8 protein-coding genes are annotated in these 16,301 nt (G+C 71.9%); all 8 read left to right on the top strand.

Annotation, left to right across the window (positions count from 1 at the left end):
- On the top strand, nucleotides 1–196 hold a 196-nt coding region (locus tag ACWD38_RS19405), incomplete at its 5' end, for a hypothetical protein (RefSeq protein ID WP_450124605.1).
- A 467-nt stretch (nucleotides 197–663) separates the two neighbouring features.
- Nucleotides 664–4,224, top strand: coding sequence for an ADP-ribosylglycohydrolase family protein (locus ACWD38_RS19400; protein WP_450124604.1), 3,561 nt, complete (start codon nucleotides 664–666; stop codon nucleotides 4,222–4,224).
- A 227-nt stretch (nucleotides 4,225–4,451) separates the two neighbouring features.
- Nucleotides 4,452–4,976 (top strand): YbaB/EbfC family nucleoid-associated protein, encoded by a 525-nt coding sequence (locus ACWD38_RS19395; RefSeq protein WP_450124603.1) that lies wholly within the window; start codon nucleotides 4,452–4,454, stop codon nucleotides 4,974–4,976.
- A 16-nt stretch (nucleotides 4,977–4,992) separates the two neighbouring features.
- Nucleotides 4,993–5,301 carry a type VII secretion target gene (locus ACWD38_RS19390; RefSeq protein ID WP_184476309.1) on the top strand — a complete coding sequence of 103 codons (309 nt, stop codon included), beginning with the start codon at nucleotides 4,993–4,995 and terminating at the stop codon, nucleotides 5,299–5,301.
- Nucleotides 5,298–10,154: a hypothetical protein gene (locus tag ACWD38_RS19385; RefSeq protein ID WP_450124602.1), complete on the top strand. Its 4,857-nt coding sequence runs from the start codon at nucleotides 5,298–5,300 to the stop codon at nucleotides 10,152–10,154. Before ACWD38_RS19390 ends, ACWD38_RS19385 begins: the two co-directional genes overlap by 4 nt.
- A gap of 73 nt (nucleotides 10,155–10,227) precedes the next feature.
- Nucleotides 10,228–11,598, top strand: coding sequence for an ADP-ribosylglycohydrolase family protein (locus tag ACWD38_RS19380; protein WP_450124601.1), 1,371 nt, complete (start codon nucleotides 10,228–10,230; stop codon nucleotides 11,596–11,598).
- Nucleotides 11,599–11,653: 55 nt separating this feature from the next.
- Nucleotides 11,654–14,095 (top strand): ADP-ribosylglycohydrolase family protein, encoded by a 2,442-nt coding sequence (locus ACWD38_RS19375; protein ID WP_450124600.1) that lies wholly within the window; start codon nucleotides 11,654–11,656, stop codon nucleotides 14,093–14,095.
- 64 nt (nucleotides 14,096–14,159) lie between these two features.
- Nucleotides 14,160–15,803 (top strand): TNT domain-containing protein, encoded by a 1,644-nt coding sequence (locus ACWD38_RS19370; protein WP_450124599.1) that lies wholly within the window; start codon nucleotides 14,160–14,162, stop codon nucleotides 15,801–15,803.
- Nucleotides 15,804–16,301: the final 498 nt, after the last annotated feature.

The following is a 16,301-nucleotide window of genomic DNA, read 5'->3' as shown; positions in this document are numbered from 1 at the left end:
TGTCTTCTCGCTGCGGGATCTTTTTCCCGAGTGGCTCCGCCACGAGGGAAAAAGCTGTCCTCGCGAGAAGACAGCTGAGAACCCGCGGGTGGTCGATCTGCGTAGGTGGTCGCTGCTCAGCGACTTCGTCGCTGACAGGACACTGATCAAAAGCCGGGACTGGGTACTGACTTGCGTTGGTCAGCCGATCAGGTGATTTGGGGGCGGTTGGTGGGGTGTGCGGGGCTTCGGGGGACGGGATTCGGGGGTGCGCCGGCGTGGGGGAGTCGGTGGTGGGTGGGGGATCGGCGGTTCTTGTGGCGGGCCGGGATCGGTGTCGGGTGAGCCCGGCGGCGGGGGCCGGGCGGTGCGCATCGGGCGTGGTGATCGCGTCGTGAGCAACGTCTCGATCTCGGCGGCACCCGTCGTGGCCACCGACGTTCCGCGGCGCGCGACACCCGGCCGTTCGATCATTCGGGGGAGTCGGCATCGGTGTCGGTCAAGTGCGGCAACATTGCGGGGTGCGGTCAACGGGATCGACGCCGTTCCACCGGAACGGCCGCGACGTCCGGGAAGTGCTCGGACATGATCCGCCTCAACGGTGTGGCGGCCCTGGCGACCGACGGCTCGTGACCGCATGGCGCGCGTCGTTGCCCCGCACGGTGACCCGACAGGAGACTGGGGATGACCGGTGACACCTCGTGGTTCGCGAACACGCACGGTTCGGCGGTGTCGCGGCGAGAGCCGCGCGCGTTGAGCTGGTCGGACCGGTTCCGCGGCGCGCTGCTCGGCGGTGCCGTGGGCGACGCGCTGGGCGCGGGGGTGCGCACCCGCTCGGCCTGGGACATCCAGCACTGGTTCGGCAAGCAGGGCGTCGCGGACTACCTGCCGGTGTTCGGCAGGCGCGGCGGCGTCACCGAGCTGACCCAGCTCGCGGTGTTCACCCTGGAGGCGCTGCTGCGTGCCCGTGCGGTCAACGGTGAATCCGCCGAGTGGTTACCGACCCCCGTGATCCGCACGAACCACCTGCGCTGGCTCTACACGCAGGGCGTTCCGTGGGAGTACGCCATGTCCGGCTACCTGCAGACGCACCCGGAGCCGAGCGGGTGGCTGCTGGAGACGCCGCAGCTGTTCTCCACCCGAAATCCGGCCGGTGGCGCCCTGTCGGGGCTGGGCAAGCTCGCCACGCAGCCCCCGGCGCAGGCCACCCACGACTCGCGGTTCGGTTCGGTGGTGCGCCCCGGATTCGCCGATTGCGCGGTGTGGGCGGCGCCGACGATGGTGTGGAGCACCTCGGAGGACCGCGTGTTCGCGGCGGGCGCCGACGTGGCTCGGTTGCTCACCGACGACCTGAACGTGCACGGGGCGGCCGGGTTCCACGCGGACGTCCTGACCCAGCTCATCCAGGGCGACATCGGGTTGTGGGACGCGGTGGGGCTCACCGACACCCGGCTGAGCTCGCTGCACAGCGGCGTGGAGGGGCCTGCCGCGGTGCGCAGGGCGGTGCACGCGGCGATGTTCGCGACCCGCGACGGCCGCCGCCCGCAGCCCGCCGAACTGGACGCGGAGTTCGACACGGAGCACAAGCCCGGTGAGCTCGGCACCGCACTGGCCTCGGTCGCGGCCACGGGGAGCTTCGCGGACGCCGTGGTGATGGCCGTCAACGTGTCGGCGGACAGCAGCGTCACGGGCGCGATGGCCGGTCAGCTCGCCGGAGCCCTGTACGGGCCGGAGGCGATTCCGCCGCGGTGGCGCGACGAACTCGAACTGGGCGACATCATCGAGACCCTGTGCGCGGACGCCGCGGAGGCCTTCGCGCCGCCGCCCCCGCCGCCCCCGCTGCCGAAGTGGGCGCAGCGCTACGTCGGTGATCCGCGGCGCGAGGCCGCGGGCCCGCGGGAGCTCGGCGCTCCTGAGCACGTGACCACCGTGGACAGCGGCAGAGGCCCGGAACCGGTCCGCTCGGTGGACGGCAGCAACGACCCCACCATGATCATCGATCTCGGTCAGATCGAGTCCCACGCGGATTCCTTGGAGTTCGGCGAACCGGGCACCGGGGAGCCCGAGCAGGTCGCGCGGCCGGTGGAGCCCGAACCCGAGCCCGCCCCGGAACCCGAGCGGCCCGCGGCGAACTCGTTCACCCAGACCACCGACCGCACCGACCTGTCGCTGCTCGCCGCGCACCGGCCCGTCGACGACGCCGACGAGTCCCGGCCGATGCCCGACCTCGGCGCCGGTGGTTTCTCGCTGTCCACCGACCGCACCGATCGGGAAGAGCTGGCCCGGCTGGCGAAGCTCGTCTCGTTGCGGCCCGAGGAGGCCGGCCGCATCCCGGTCGCCGAACCGGAACCGCCGGTGGAGGAAGCGGAAGCGCCCCAGGGCCCGCCGCCTGCGGCGCAGCAGCCCTACGAAGCACCCGCCGGGCAGCCGTACGAGCACGGCAGGCGGTGGACATCCGACGACGTTCCCGACGCCGGTGAGCAGGGCGAAGCGGCCGAGGTGGAATTCCCCGAGGCGGATTCGGACACGCCTCGGGCCGAGGGGCCCGGGACCGAGCGACTCCCCGTGCCGAACGCCGCGGAACCGGACCAGCGCGGCGCGGACGTCGCACCGGAACCGCGGGAACAGCAGGTCCAGCCGCCGCAAGTGCCGGAACCGGAGGCGCCGCAGCCCACCGAGCAGGAAGCGCCGGTGCACCGCGCTGCCGAGCCGGAGGCGCCGGTGAGCGACGCGCGCGCCACCAAGGCCGCCTCCGGCGGGCACGCGAAGTCGGAGACGACCGACGAGGTCGCGCCGTCGCTGACCGAGCGGGTGCTCGGCTGCTTCCTCGGTGGCGCGCTCGGCGACGCGCTCGGGTCGGATCTGGAGTTCGTCACCGCCGAGCAGATCACCGAGAAGTTCGGCTCCGCGGGCCCGCAGGGCCTGCGGGAGGCCTACGGCGTGCAGGGCGCGATCACCGACGACACGCAGATGACGCTGTTCAGCGCCGAAGGGCTGATCCGCGGCGGCATCGCGCGGCGCACCCTCGGCAGCACCGACCCGCTGCCGGAGATCCAACTGGCGTACCAGCGCTGGCTGCACACCCAAGGCGTCGAGTGGGAGGCCGCCGCGGGAGCGTTCCGCGCGGTGTACCCGGAACCGGACGGTTGGCTGGTGGAGGTCCCCGGCCTGTTCGCCGCCCGCGCCCCCGGCAAGACCATCTTCCGGGCGCTGACGCGGTTCGGCGACGGGCAGGCCGCGGGGTCGCTCACCGAGCCCATCAACGATTCGAAGGGCTGCGGCGGCGTGATGCGTTCGGCGCCGATGGCGATGTACTCGCCGGATCCGCCGGTGGCGTTCGAACTGGCCGCGCGGGCCGCTGCGCTCACCCACAGCCACCCCTCCGGCTACTTGTCGGCGGGAGCGCTCGCGGTGATCGTGCAGCAGGCGCTGCTGGGCCAGACCCTCGACGACGGCGTGTGGCTGGCGCTGCAGGTGCTGGAGACCTGGGACGGCCACGAGGAGACGAGCGCGCTGCTCAAGCAGGCCGTGGAGCTGGCCGAACGGGGTGAGCCCGGTCCGCAGGACATCGCGGAGACGCTCGGCGGCGGCTGGGTCGGGGAGCAGGCCCTGGCCATCGCGGTGTGCGGTGCGCTCGCCGGCGGTGACGACGTGGCGAAGGCGCTGCGCATCGCGGTGCACCACGACGGCGACAGCGACTCCACCGGTGCGATCTGCGGCAACATCGTCGGCGCGCTGATCGGGGTCAGCGGGTTGCCGGTGAGCTGGCTCGCCGACCTGGAGCTGCGCGACGTCGTCGAGCAGATCGCGTTGGACTGCGTCGCCGAGTTCGGCGACTCGCTGGCCCACGACCCGGACGACCCGGAACCGCCCGCGAGCGAACGCCCGGCCGACGAGGAGTGGGACGAGCGCTACCCGATCCGGCGGCTGCCGGTGCAGGACGATCGGCGCGGCTTGAGCGAAGCGGCCGACGAGGGCGCCCCATGGGGCGGTGAGCAGCAGGACCGGAACGACCGGCGGGATTCCGGGGAGGACCGGCCCGACCCGGGTGATCCGCCGACGGCGCTGCTGCCCGCGGTCGGCTCGGTGGAGGACCCGGGAGTGCCGGAGCAGCCGTCGGAGGCCGACGCCGCGGCGCCGCGGGCGCAGGACACCGAACCGGAGCCGCTCGCGGCGTTCCCGGCGCCGAAACCGTCTCCGCGTCGCATCCACAGCCCGCAGCCCGCGTACGACGGCGAGAGCTGAGCCGTTCGTCCCGAGCCGCCCGCGGCGATCGCGTCGCGGGCGGGCACCGCACCCGGACTCCGGTGTGGACGGCGGCGCCCGGGGAGATCCGGGACACAGCGGCGAACGCGGTGATCCGCACCGCCGTCCGCGTCGGCGTTGGTACCGTTCCCGCCGCACGAGAAGATCGGTTGCGGTGCGTGGGCGTCGGCCACGGGTGGCGACCGCGAGCATTGCGGGAGACGGCGTTGCCCGAAGACATCAGCGCGACTGAGCGAATGGTCCGCGAGTGGCAGGAGCGGGCGACGGAGAAGGCCGAGAAGTTCGGCCGCATGCAGGCGCAGATCGAGCAGCTCTCCGTCACCGAGCGCTCGCGCGACGGTGCGGTCCAGGTGACCGTCGGGTCCAGCGGCATGCTCGAGGACCTGGTGCTCGCCGAGAACGCGGGCAACCGTCCGATGACCAAGCTCTCGGCGGAGATCATGCGGGTCGTGCAGCTCGCGCAGTCCCGGCTCCCCGAGCGGATGCGGCAGGCCGCGGCGGACACCGTCGGCGAGGACGACGAGGCCGTGCGGCACATGCTGGGCCAGGCGACCCGGTTCTTCCCGGAGGCGCCCGAGGAACCGGAGGAACCGCCGAAGCGGCCCGGTGTCCAGGAGATGCGCATCGGCACCGACGAGGACCGGCCGCAGCGTCCTGCGCGCAAGCCGAACCGTCGCGCGCCGGACGACTTCGACGACGACGACTTCAGCCGCGGCTCGTTCCTGCGCTGACCGGGGGAGAACCGACATGCCCGAGCAGATGAACGTCGTCATCGAGAGCCTGCGCGCGCACGCGTCCAAAGTGGACGGAGTAGCGGACGAGCTGGACGGCGCGGTGCGGACCTCCGAGCAGGTGTCGATGGACAACGACGCCTACGGAATCCTGTGCCGGCCGTTCGCGTGGATGGTCGACCAGGCCGAGCAGCAGGGGATCGACACGATCAAGGAAGCCGCGAAGGCCATCCGGGACACCGCGCAGGAGGTCCGCGCCGCGGCCGAGGACTACCAGTCCGCCGACGACGGCAACCGGGACGTGCTCGGCGGTATGCAGGCGTGACCAACCCGCTCAGCAACGCGCAGAACGCCGCCGACCCCGCCGAACCACCCGAGAGCATCAAGGGCATCGGCATCGCCGAGTCCTGGCACGACGTCACCAGCCTCAACGACGGTTCCAGCTGGATCGAGTCCGGCCTCGCCTACGGCGGCCTGGCGATGGAAGCGGTCAGCGTCGTCGTCGACCCCATCGGCACGCTGCTGTCCTACGGCCTGTCGTGGCTGATCGAGCACGTGCAGCCGTTGCAGGACGCCCTGGACTGGTTCGCGGGCGACCCCCAGGGCGTCGAGGCGTACGCGCAGCAGTGGCAGCAGGTCGCGGTCTCGATCAACACGGCGGCGACCGGGTACTCCGAGGCCGTCCGGGCCGACACCGCGCAGTGGACCGGTGCCGCGGGCGACGCCTACCGGCGGCACGCCGCGGAGAAGGGCGAGGCGCTGACCGGCGCGGGGAAGCTCGCGGAGACCATCGGCACGGTCGTCGAGGCGATGGGCATGGTCGTGTCGTTCGTGCGCGACTTCGTGCGGGACCTGATCGCCGACTGCATCTCCCGGCTCATCACCTACGCGCTGGAGGCGTGCGCGCCGCCGGTCGTCTCGCTGGCGTGGGTGGTGCCGCAGGCGGTGGCGTTCATCGCCAAGACCGTCACCAAGGTCTCCGACGTCGTGCAGAAGTTGCTGAAGACCATCAGCAACGTCTCGCCGAAGATGGCGAAGATGGTCGAGGCCTTCGGCGACATCATGCGGCTGCTCGGCAAGGGCGGGAAGCAGGCCGGCGAGAAGGCGGCCCAGGCCGGGCGGTTCGCCGCGAAGGCCGCCGACAAGCTCGACGTCTCCGGCAAGATCGCGGACAAGGCGGCGGAGAAGGCGTGGCGGAGGGTCGACGACGTCTTCGGCACCGACGTCGCCGGCAAGCACCAGGCCAAGTTCGGGCCGGACATGCCCGGCGGTTCCGGTGGTGGGGCAGGGGATTCCGGCGGCGATCTGTCGGCGCCGGGTGGTTCCGCGCCGGGCGCCCCGCCGCGGTCGACGGATTCGGACTTCTCGCCGGTTTCCGGTGGTGAGGCGGGGAGTTCCTCGCGCGCGGCGTCCGGTGGTGCTGACGTGTCCGGCTCGGCGCGGGCCGACGAGGGTGCCGCCGCGCATCCGGGGTCGCCGAGCGCCGGTGCGCCCGCGCAGGGCGGGCACGGTCCGGCGGGCGGCGGTGCGCACGGTCCGGCGGCGGGCGGCGGTGCCCCGGAGAGTTCGCCGCGAGCGGACGCTCCGGCGCCTGGCGGACACAGTGGACAGCCGTCGGCCGTCGGTGGTTCCGCGGCGGGCGACCCGGCCGGTGGTTCGCGGGCAGGTGACCCGACCTCCGGTGGTGGGCATGCGGCGGGCGGATCGCCGGGTTCGTCCGCGGAGGCACCGAGCCGTCCGGCCTCCACCACGGCCTCCGGAGTGGAGGCGCCCGCACGTCCCCAGCCGTCCGGGCCGGAGGCGCCGGCCGCGCCGAACACGCCGCGCCAGGACCCGCAGGCCGCACCCGGGGGTGGCGGCCCGGCCGCCGCAGGAGGCCCTGGCGGCGCGGCACCCCCCGCCGGGGGAGCACGCCCAGGCTCCGGTGGCTGGACCGGCACACCCGGCAGCCCCGGCGCCGCTCGTCAAGCGGGCGGGAACTCGGGACCGCGCGGCCCGGAGGCGCCGGGCAGGCCAGGCGCCGCTCATCAGAGCACCCCGCGCGGCCCTGACTTCCCGCGCGGCCCCGGCGGTGCGCCGCACGGCGGCTCGCGCCCGGACGCTCCGCCTCGGATGCGGCAGGACGGTCCTCCGCCACAGCCGCGTCCCGACGCCCTCCCACCCGGCAGCGGCCCGCGCGCCGCCGGTCCGCAACACCCGTTCCGCGCAGGCGAAGCACCGGTGCGCGGTCCGCACCCGGCTGCGGCCGCTCCCCGGGGGCCGCGCTCGGACGGCGCCCCTGCTCCCGGCGGACGCCCCGACATGCCACGCGTCGCGCATGCCGATTCCGGTGCACGCGCGCCGACTCCGCGGGGTGTCGGGAGCCCGCAGGTGCCGCACGGCGGTCCGGCACCTCGACCGAACGGCGCGGACGGGCCGCAGTGGGGATCGGTCCGACCCGAGCACTACGGCGGCGTCCGAGGCGCGGCGACCCCGGCGTGGGGACCCGGTCGGCCGCGCCTGGAGGCGCAATCCGCGCCGCTCGAACCGACGCGCGCCCCGCAACGACCACAACCGGCCGCACCCGAGCAGCCGAAGCACTCGACCAGCGAGTCGATGGCCGCCGAGGAGCCGATCCCCCACGAGAAGCGGTTCGACCACCGCTGGAACGTCGACGGGAGGCGCTTCCGCAGGCTCGACATCTCCGAGGACCTGCACGCGAAGCTCGGCACCGACGTCCAGCACATCCGCGCGACCACGGCCGGAATCTCGATGGTCCGGCACTCCGGACCGGTGTTCAACAAGGCGGAGTTCCAGCAGAAGCTGCCGCGACCGGCCGTGGACCCGAAGCGCTTCACGGTCGAAGTCCACGGCGGCCCGCACGGGGTGCGACTCGGCGGCACGGACCTGGACGCGAAGGAATTGGCCGAGGTCATCAAGGCCGCACCCGGTTACAAGCCGGGCGAACCGGTCCGCCTGCTGGCCTGCCGCACCGGCGCCGACACCGGCGACGGCACGCCGAACTTCGCGCAGGAACTCGCGAAGGAACTCGGCGTCGAGGTCGTCGCCCCGAAAACCGACGCCTGGGTCGACAACTTCGGCAACATCTACGCCAGCAACGACCGCGCGTCCTTCACCCCCGACGCGTCCGGTGCCCCGCAACCGCGCTTCGACGAACCCGGCCAGTGGACCGCCTTCCGCCCCGACGGCACCACGGCCGTCCACGACAGCCCCTACCCGCCGGGCCACGAACCGGAATGGGTCCGCTTCGGCGACCAAGCCGAAGCAGCGGAACGCCGCAGCATCTGGCCGTTCAGGAGGAAGAAGGACGACGAGCTCGATCCGCATGAGCAGTGGGCCAGGCGACATCAGCCACCGCCACCTGCGGCCCAGAAATCTCCGCAGCCCCATCAGTGGCCTGGTCAAGCGCCACCGCACTTGAACCGGCAGTTCCCACCGCAGCAGTTCCGTGCCCAGCCGGCACAACCGCGGCCGGGCGAGTACCCCACGCAGTTCGGCCAGGGGCACGGCACTCCGCCGAGTGCTCCGCGCTCGCCAGGGCAGGGCTTCCAGAACGGGCCTCCGCACGCTCCGGGCGGTGACGGCCGACACGGGGGACACGAGCAAGGCCCTTCGGCGCTTCCGTCAAGACCACCGTCGCACCCGCAGCACCGCGCGATGCAGCCACCGCCGCAAGCACCACCGGCGCCCCGTTCCCACCCGTCGTCCCGTCCTGCACCGCACGCCGCAGGACCTGGTGGGCAGGCGGCGCCGAGGCCACCGCAATCCGCTCCCCAACAGTGGTCACCGCTCGCACCGCATGCCCTTCCACGGGCTCAAGGGCCGTACCAGCCGGCGCCGCGGCCGCCGATGGCATCGAGCGCCCCGTCGCACGCGCCGCAGACAGGCCAGGGCGGGGCGTTCCCCGAACACGGACGGCCGCACACGTCCGGTGGGGACCGCCCACCGAGGCCGAACGTGACGTCCGGTCCGCAGGGGACGCCCCCGGCGCCGCACCGAAGCGCATTCCCGCAAGCAGGCTCCGCGAACGGTGCGCATCTTTCAGGCGGCGGTCCGCAGCATCGCTCATTCGATTCGACTCCGCGCCCGGGAAGTTCGCCTGAGGCCGCGACGACCGCCGATTTTCCGCCGCCGCGTCACGATGCTGGGGACGGAGAACCGGACGGTTCCTCACAGCTCGGTGGGGCCACGTCGGAAGAGAGCCACTTCTCGGGTTCCGAGGCGACGGCGGAGCAGGAATCCGCTCCCTACATCGGATTCGAACTCGACAAGTCCGAGCCGTCCATCGACCCGGCCCCTGATGTGCCGGAGCCGCCGTCCGGGAACTCGAAGATCGCGGACGCCCTCGGCGTCACACCGGACACGGACGAGGAGCTCGCTGCGCGAGCTCTGGCTCGGGAGGAGCGGGCACGAGAGATCGCGGAGGCTGAATTCGCGACGCCGACGGGTAGTGGAACGGCAGGGTTCATCGCCCGTGACCAGGATATTGATCGGTTCGGCGACATCCTGGAGCGCTACGGAGATGGCCGTCCTTATCGGAGGCTCGATTCTGAAGAGCTGGTCATGGCGCGCTTGAAGAATCCGGTCGCGTTGCGAGGTGTCACCGATGTCGAGCTGACGGCGATGCGCAGCTACACCATGGATGGTGCGAACAGTCCGACGGGTGGTTCTTGCTACCAGCTCAACGAACGTCTGCGCAATGGTGATCCTCCGGTGGAGGAGGGGCATCCGGACTACGAGAAGCTCCCGGGGCAGGAAGAATACCGACGAGTTCTCACCTCGGGGTTGAACAAGATGCGGGCCAACCTGATCGAATCCGGGGAAGTGTCGGCCGCGCCGGTGTCCTTGGGTCGGAACATCGGTGTTCCGCTGACGTCGCTCGATGATTTCGCCAAGCGCTATGCGCCCGGGAACGCGGTGACGGAGAACGCGTTCGTCAGTTGCAGCCCGGAGCGGAGCGACTTCCAGCCCAAGGGCTATCATCCGGAAACGCATGCCTTCGTCCAGTTCACGATCAAGACTCCCGATGGGGTCTCGGTCCAACATCTTTCCGGATTCGAGTTCGAGAGGGAGACGCTCGTGGTTGCAGGGCGGAATTTCCGCGTCACTCACTTCGCCGATGACGATTCGGGTCCTGAGCGCAGGATCGAGGTCGTGCTCGAGGCCATCGAAGAATGAGTCGTGGAGTGCGGATCGTGGCGGTGCGTCGAGATTTTCCCCGTGCTTTCTCTGGGATGCTGAGGAGCCGATGATGGCAGCGGACAGCAGTGCGGCGGGCCAGGGGCCCGCTATGCAGGTGGCGTTGAACGCCGATGAAGTCGAGTTCATCTCGGCGTGGCGAATGTATCGCGCGGGCGATGCGGCGTTGTCGCAGTCGGCCCGAGATTTCCTGGATCAGATTTCGAATCGGGCAGGAATCAGCGGTGGGGGCGACTCCTCGGCCGCGTCGGCCCCTCGTATTCGTGATCTTCCGGTTTACGACGCGGACGCCGCAGAGCGGATCAAGGCCGCTCTTCCTGGGGTCGTTCTCGGTGGCGCCGTGGGGGACTCGATCGGTGCGCCGGTCGAATTCGATGACCTTGCGATCATTCAGCAGAAGTGCGGTCCTGCTGGTGTTTCGGGGCCGCTTCCGGTGTTCGGGAAGCCGAGTGCGTTCACCGATGACACGCAGTTGCTCGCCTTCACGCTGGAAGCCCTCATCATCGGCCGATCCCAACTTCGGGCAGGGGGTTTTCGCACGCACTCGCACCCGCGCAACGCTCTCCAGATGTCCTACGCGCGTTGGCTGCACACACAAGGGTTGGAATGGCGTGCAACGTTGCCCGGCACCTTGCGCAAGGCGATTCCTGAGCCGGGCGGCTGGCTGGTCGGCCAAGAAGAACTCCGGGCGCAACGATCGCCGGATCGAGTCAGCCTGGACGCACTCGCCGCGTTCGCACGGGCGACCGACGACAACGCCGCTCAAGGGATCAGCAACTTCGACACCCCGCTGAACCAGGACAAGAGCCCAGGCGCCCTGCTCCGGGCCGCGCCGTGCTTCCTGTGGTCCGACGTGCCGGAACGGGTGTTCAACCTGGGCGCCAACGTCGGCGTGATCACCCACGGGCACCCGACCGGTTACCTGCCGTCCGGAACCTTCGCGACGGTGTGCGGCGGACTTGCGCAGGGAGCGTCGCTGCGGGCCGCGATCGACGGCGCGCTGGAGCAGCTCCGCCGGTGGGAAGGCAATGACGAGACGCGGTCGTCGTTGGAGCGAGCACTGGAACTGGCGGAGTCCGGGCGGATGGATGCGGATGCCCTCGAGGCTCGCATCGGTCCGGGCTGGCGCGCTGACGAGGCTCTGGCCATCGGCTTGGCCGCCGCCGTCGCGTCCCCCGACGACTTCCGGCGAGCGGTCGGTGTGGCGGTCAACCGGTCCGGGAACAGCACGACACCGGCCGCGGTGTGCGGTGCCGTGCTGGGGGCCTTGCACGGCGTTGCGATCGTTCCACCGGACTGGCTGTCGACCCTGGAATGGCGTGCAGGGTTCGAAGAACTGATCAGCGACTCGCTCGCTGAGTTCGCCGCGCCGGACGCCGCCGACGGGGCGGACTGGTCTGCGAAGTACCCGCGGCAACTCTGACTGTGCGACGAACGGACTGTGAAGGCTGACTATGGCGCGGTTCAGAACCCTTCGGGTGCCTCTGACCTGGGAGGAACAGCAGGCGATACGGGCATGGCGCGAGGTGTCGGCGGAGGGGAGCGCCAGCCGATTCCTCGCCGACGTCAAGCAGGTGGTGCCCCGCGTACCGGGACTGCCCCGGGAGCGGGTCAACAGCACGACGCTCAGTTCCGCGGAGCTGACGGCGTTGTCCGCGTGGCGTCGAACCCACTCCGACGTGCTGGCCCGGACGCCGCTGGATTCGCTCGCGGTCAGGGCGATCGAACGTGGTGGAGACTTCGTCGCCGGCGGCCCGGTCGAGTTCCGGGCGCCGTTCACCCCGGCCCACTCGACTCCATTCAACGGCGGCGAGAAGGAAGCCGCGCAGCTGGAGAGCCGCTGCATCGGTCTGCTCGTGGGCGCCATGGCCGCGGACCTGCCCGGTGACTCGTACCGGACCGCGCTCGCATTCGTGGCCGCTGAATCGGTGATCCGTTCGCACCTCGCGCTGCGTCGAGCCGGAGCGGCTCACCTGGTCCAGGAGTTCCACTTCGGGAAGCAGCGCCTGGACTGGTTGCTGGGGCAACGTCGCGCGCAGCGCCCGTCGGGGTGGTTGTGGCAGGACCCAGCGATGCTCGGCATCGTCGGCGGCCGGTTCCTCGCCGACGCCGATCGTGACCCGACGGCGTTGCTGGCCGCAGCCGCGCCGCTCGCGGTCCTCGGTGGCTCGGAAGAAGTCGTCGCGGCGCTTCAGGCGTGGACCGCGGACGCCGGAGTCCACCTCGCCGGAGCCGCGCTCGCGGCACTGCTCCGGCACCGGGTCTTCCACCCGACGTGGGGTGTGGCGTTGAGCGCAGTGCGCACGGAACTGCAGCCGTGGCCGGATCATGAGCCCGTTCTCGCCCTGCTCGGTTCGTCGATCGAGCTCGCGCGAACCGAGCCTGCGGGCGTCGCCGCTCGACAGGAGGTCATCAACGAGCACTTCGGCTCCGGCGCTGCGCATGCCGCCCTGGCCGCGGCCTTGTACGCGGTGGCGTCGAGCGCATCGTGGCAGGACGCTTTCGACGTGGCGTCCGGCTGGGAGCCGGACGGGCGAACTGCCGGGATGCTGTGCGGCTTCCTCAACGGGATGTGCGACGGCCCCACCGCGGTGCCCGGTGAGCGATTGCGGGACTCCCGGCTGCTCGGCGTCGCCACTCGGCTCGGCCGTGACCTCGCCGCCGAGTTCGGACGACTTCCTCGTGATGACGCGGAGTGGCACCGCGGCTACCCGAGCGGCCCGTGGACGACAGGCGCGTCGCCGGATGCTCCGCAGCGCACGACGGTCATCCGGGACGAGCATGACCGCCCTGCGAACCCCCGCCCGCAGTCCGCAGCACGCCCGGAGCCGCTCTCCCCGCGAGACCGCTTCATCGGGGCGCTGGTCGGCGGGGCGGTGGGGGATGCGCTCGGGTATGCGGTGGAGTTCCAGGACATCGGGACGATCCGGCGCGAGCACGGCGAGGGCGGGCTGGCCGGGCCGGTGCTGCGGGACGGCGTCGCGCGGGTCTCCGATGACACGCAGATGATGCTGTTCACGTTGGAAGGCCTGATCCGGGCGCACGTGGCGCGGCGGATGAAGCCGGTGGACAACGATCCGATCCCCGAGGTGCAGCACGCCTACCAGCGCTGGCTCCACACGCAGGGCCGTCCGTGGGCGCAGGCGGGCGGGCCTTACGCGCAGCACTTGCAGGTACCGGACGGGTGGTTGATCACCAACTCGGCGTTGTTCGCGCAGCGCGCGCCGGGCGGCACCTGTCTGGGGGCGTTGGAGAGCTTCGAGCGGACGCACCGGCACGCCACGCCGCAGCATCGGATCAATGATTCCAAGGGGTGCGGCGGGGTCATGCGCGCGGCACCGGTCGCGGTGTGGTCGAACGATCCGGCCGAGGTGTTCTGGGCCGCGGTCGGGACCGCCGCGCTCACCCACGGCCATCCCAGCGGTTTCCTGTCGGCGGGGGTGCACGCGGTGATCGTGCACCAGCTGATCCGCGAAGTGCCGTTGCCGGAGGCAGTACGGGTGGCTCGGGACCTGCTGGTGCGATGGCCACGGCACGAGGAGCAGTTGCGGGCCCTGGACGCGGCAGTCGAGCTGTCCGAGCGGGGGCCGGTCGCCCCGGAGGAGATCGAGGCGGCTCTCGGCCAGGGCTGGGTCGGTGAGGAGGCGCTCGCGATCGGGCTCTACGCCGTGCTCGCCACCGGCGGTGTGCGGGAGGCGCTGCTGCTGTCGGTGAACCACTCGGGGGACTCGGACTCGACGGGGATGGTGTGCGGCAACATCGCGGGGGCGCTGCACGGCATCCACGCCTTGCCGCCGGAGTGGCTGCAGGCCTTGGAACTGCGCGACGTCGTCGAGGCCCTCGCGCGGGACGCGCTCACCGAGTTCAGCCCGTCGGCGCCGACCGATGCGTCGTGGACGTGGCGGTACCCGGCATGGTGATCACGATCGTTCGGCGGCGGGCGTCCACCCGCGACGCCGCCGCGAACCACGAAGGGGAGAACAGGTGATTCTGGGGACGCCCATCGCCGGGACCTGCGTCCGGACCGGAGGTCGGCTGGTGCCGCTGCTGGAGTCGCGGGAGGGCTCGGCGGTGCTCGACGGCGTCGAGGCTCCGGTCCCGCACGAGCGGATCGACGCCGTCCTGGTGCGCCAGGGCGAGCCGCCCGAGCCTGGCCGTCCCTTCCCCTCCTCGGCGTCCCACGGTGCGCCGACGAAACCGGCCGCACGCCCGGACACGCGCGCCGAGGTGCGCGGGCTCGTTCCGCGGCTGGGACCGCCGGGGTGGCGGGAGGTCCACGTCGAGTGCGCGGCGCTCGGCACCCGCATCGAGGTCGTGGCGACCGTCGTCACCGACGACGGCAGGCACCCGTGGATCCCGCCGCAGGAGCTCGTCGACGCGCTGCAGCGCAGCCGCGCCGTCGAGTACCGGCCGGAGCAGGGGGCGTGGACCACGGCGCGCTGCACCGCCGTCGTCGGGGCGGAGCCGGAGTTCGAGACCGCTCACGCCGAGGTCCGGTGGGCGGACGGGGAGGACGATCCGCAGGCCGCCTTCGACGAGCTCCGCTACTTCCCGCGCGTCCAGGCGCCGGAGTGGCTGCTCGTGCAGGCGTGGCGGCACTTCGCGAACCACCGCGACGCCGCGGGAGCGCGCGGGCCGGTCCGGATGGCGCAGGTCTTCGACGGAACGGACGGCGACGGGCGCCCGCTGGCGCACCGGCCGGTGCTGCCGTGGCTGGAGAAGCAGCTGGTCCTCGACTACCTGCTGGGAGGTGAGGTCGTCCTGTCGGCCCGCAGCACCTCCGAGGACGAGATCGACCCGCGGCGCCCGCCGGCGGTGCCCAAGCAGTTCCACACCGACGGCACCTGGGCGTGGCCGCTGGCGACGGCCTACTACCTCGACGCCCACGACATCACGCCGCCGCGCGACTTCCTCGACCACATCCGCCGCAACGGCCACCGCTGCCCGGAGCGCGTCGCCGACCACGCCACCGAGCAGGCGAAGGCGCTGGTGCTGGGCGCTGACCCGGACGCCCTGGACGGCGAGCGCGCCGCGGACGCGATCGACGTGGCCCGGCGGTTCATCGCGAGGTTCGGCGTCAGCCGGCGCTTCTACAGCTTCACCGAACCCCTCGAAGGCGGCTGGAGCATGCTGCGCGAGCCGGACGGCTGGTGGTCGGTGTTCTGCCTCGACGAGGGGGAGGTGCGCAACGAGTCCCGCTTCGCGGAGGCCCACGGCGCCGCGGCGCACCTGATCGGAGCGGTGGCGCTGACCCGGACCTCGATGCTGCGGGAACTCGACGAGCCGCTCGCCGACTACGAGTGCCCGATCGAACCGCTCGGTCCGGACCTGCCGCTGTCGCACTACGACGACAGGTTCGTCGTGGTGCTGCCCGACGGCGCCGAGGTCGACCGGTTCGGGACGTCCGACGGCAACACCGTGTTCGTGCCCGGCACGGGGCTGCCGCACCGCTCGATGCCACCGGAGCGGGCGCCGGGGGAGTACCGCCGGTACCGGGTGCTCGGCGGCTACGAAGTGGTGACCGGAGTGATCCGACCGGACCACGGCCAGGTCGGCGGCGGTCAGGCCTACTTCCTGCCGCAGGCCGTCGGCGAGCTCGTCGCCGGTGGCTGGCTCGCGGAGCTCTGATGCGCGTGCGGCGGGTTCCGCGCTCCCCGAGCGGGCCTGCGGCTCTTGCTCGCAGGGGTAAACTCGGCGGGAACACCACACCACTAGCTCGGTCCGCGGCGGCTTCGGGGAAGATCGAGCAGGTCTTGGGGACCCCGTTTTGACCCCCTCAGAACGGGGCGGGTATCTTTGTTTATCGGACCCGAAAGCTATCGGGTCGGTCCGTATGCCCGTGCGTGAACAGGGGCCGCTCCGGTGGTCGTGATCGCGGACATGGGCCGTGCGGAACTCTCCTGACAACCATCGGGTTCGTTCCTGTCGGTGCGCTCCCGCAGGCACCACCAGCGCCGCAAGGCCGAGGAGCGGGCGACACGCCCGACCTCGTGGTGCGGGGGAGGCCTAAGTAAACAGTGCCTGCGAGGTGCTCGGCGCCAGGGCACGTGCCCGGACGCCGACGTTGCGAGCGCCGCCGGGCGAGAGCAACCACGAAGACGCGAACGCTCAAGAGAAAGCCGGTCC

Source organism: Saccharopolyspora sp. NPDC002578, from assembly GCF_053592695.1.
This window is presented reverse-complemented; position numbering and strand designations above follow the sequence as displayed.

Bases quoted from the DNA above. Each gene is read 5' to 3' on its own strand.
- ACWD38_RS19400 (WP_450124604.1), top strand. From the start codon at position 664: ATGACCGGTGACACCTCGTGGTTCGCGAACACGCACGGTTCGGCGGTG.
- ACWD38_RS19390 (WP_184476309.1), top strand. From the start codon at position 4,993: ATGCCCGAGCAGATGAACGTCGTCATCGAGAGCCTGCGCGCGCACGCG.
- ACWD38_RS19380 (WP_450124601.1), top strand. From the start codon at position 10,228: ATGGCAGCGGACAGCAGTGCGGCGGGCCAGGGGCCCGCTATGCAGGTG.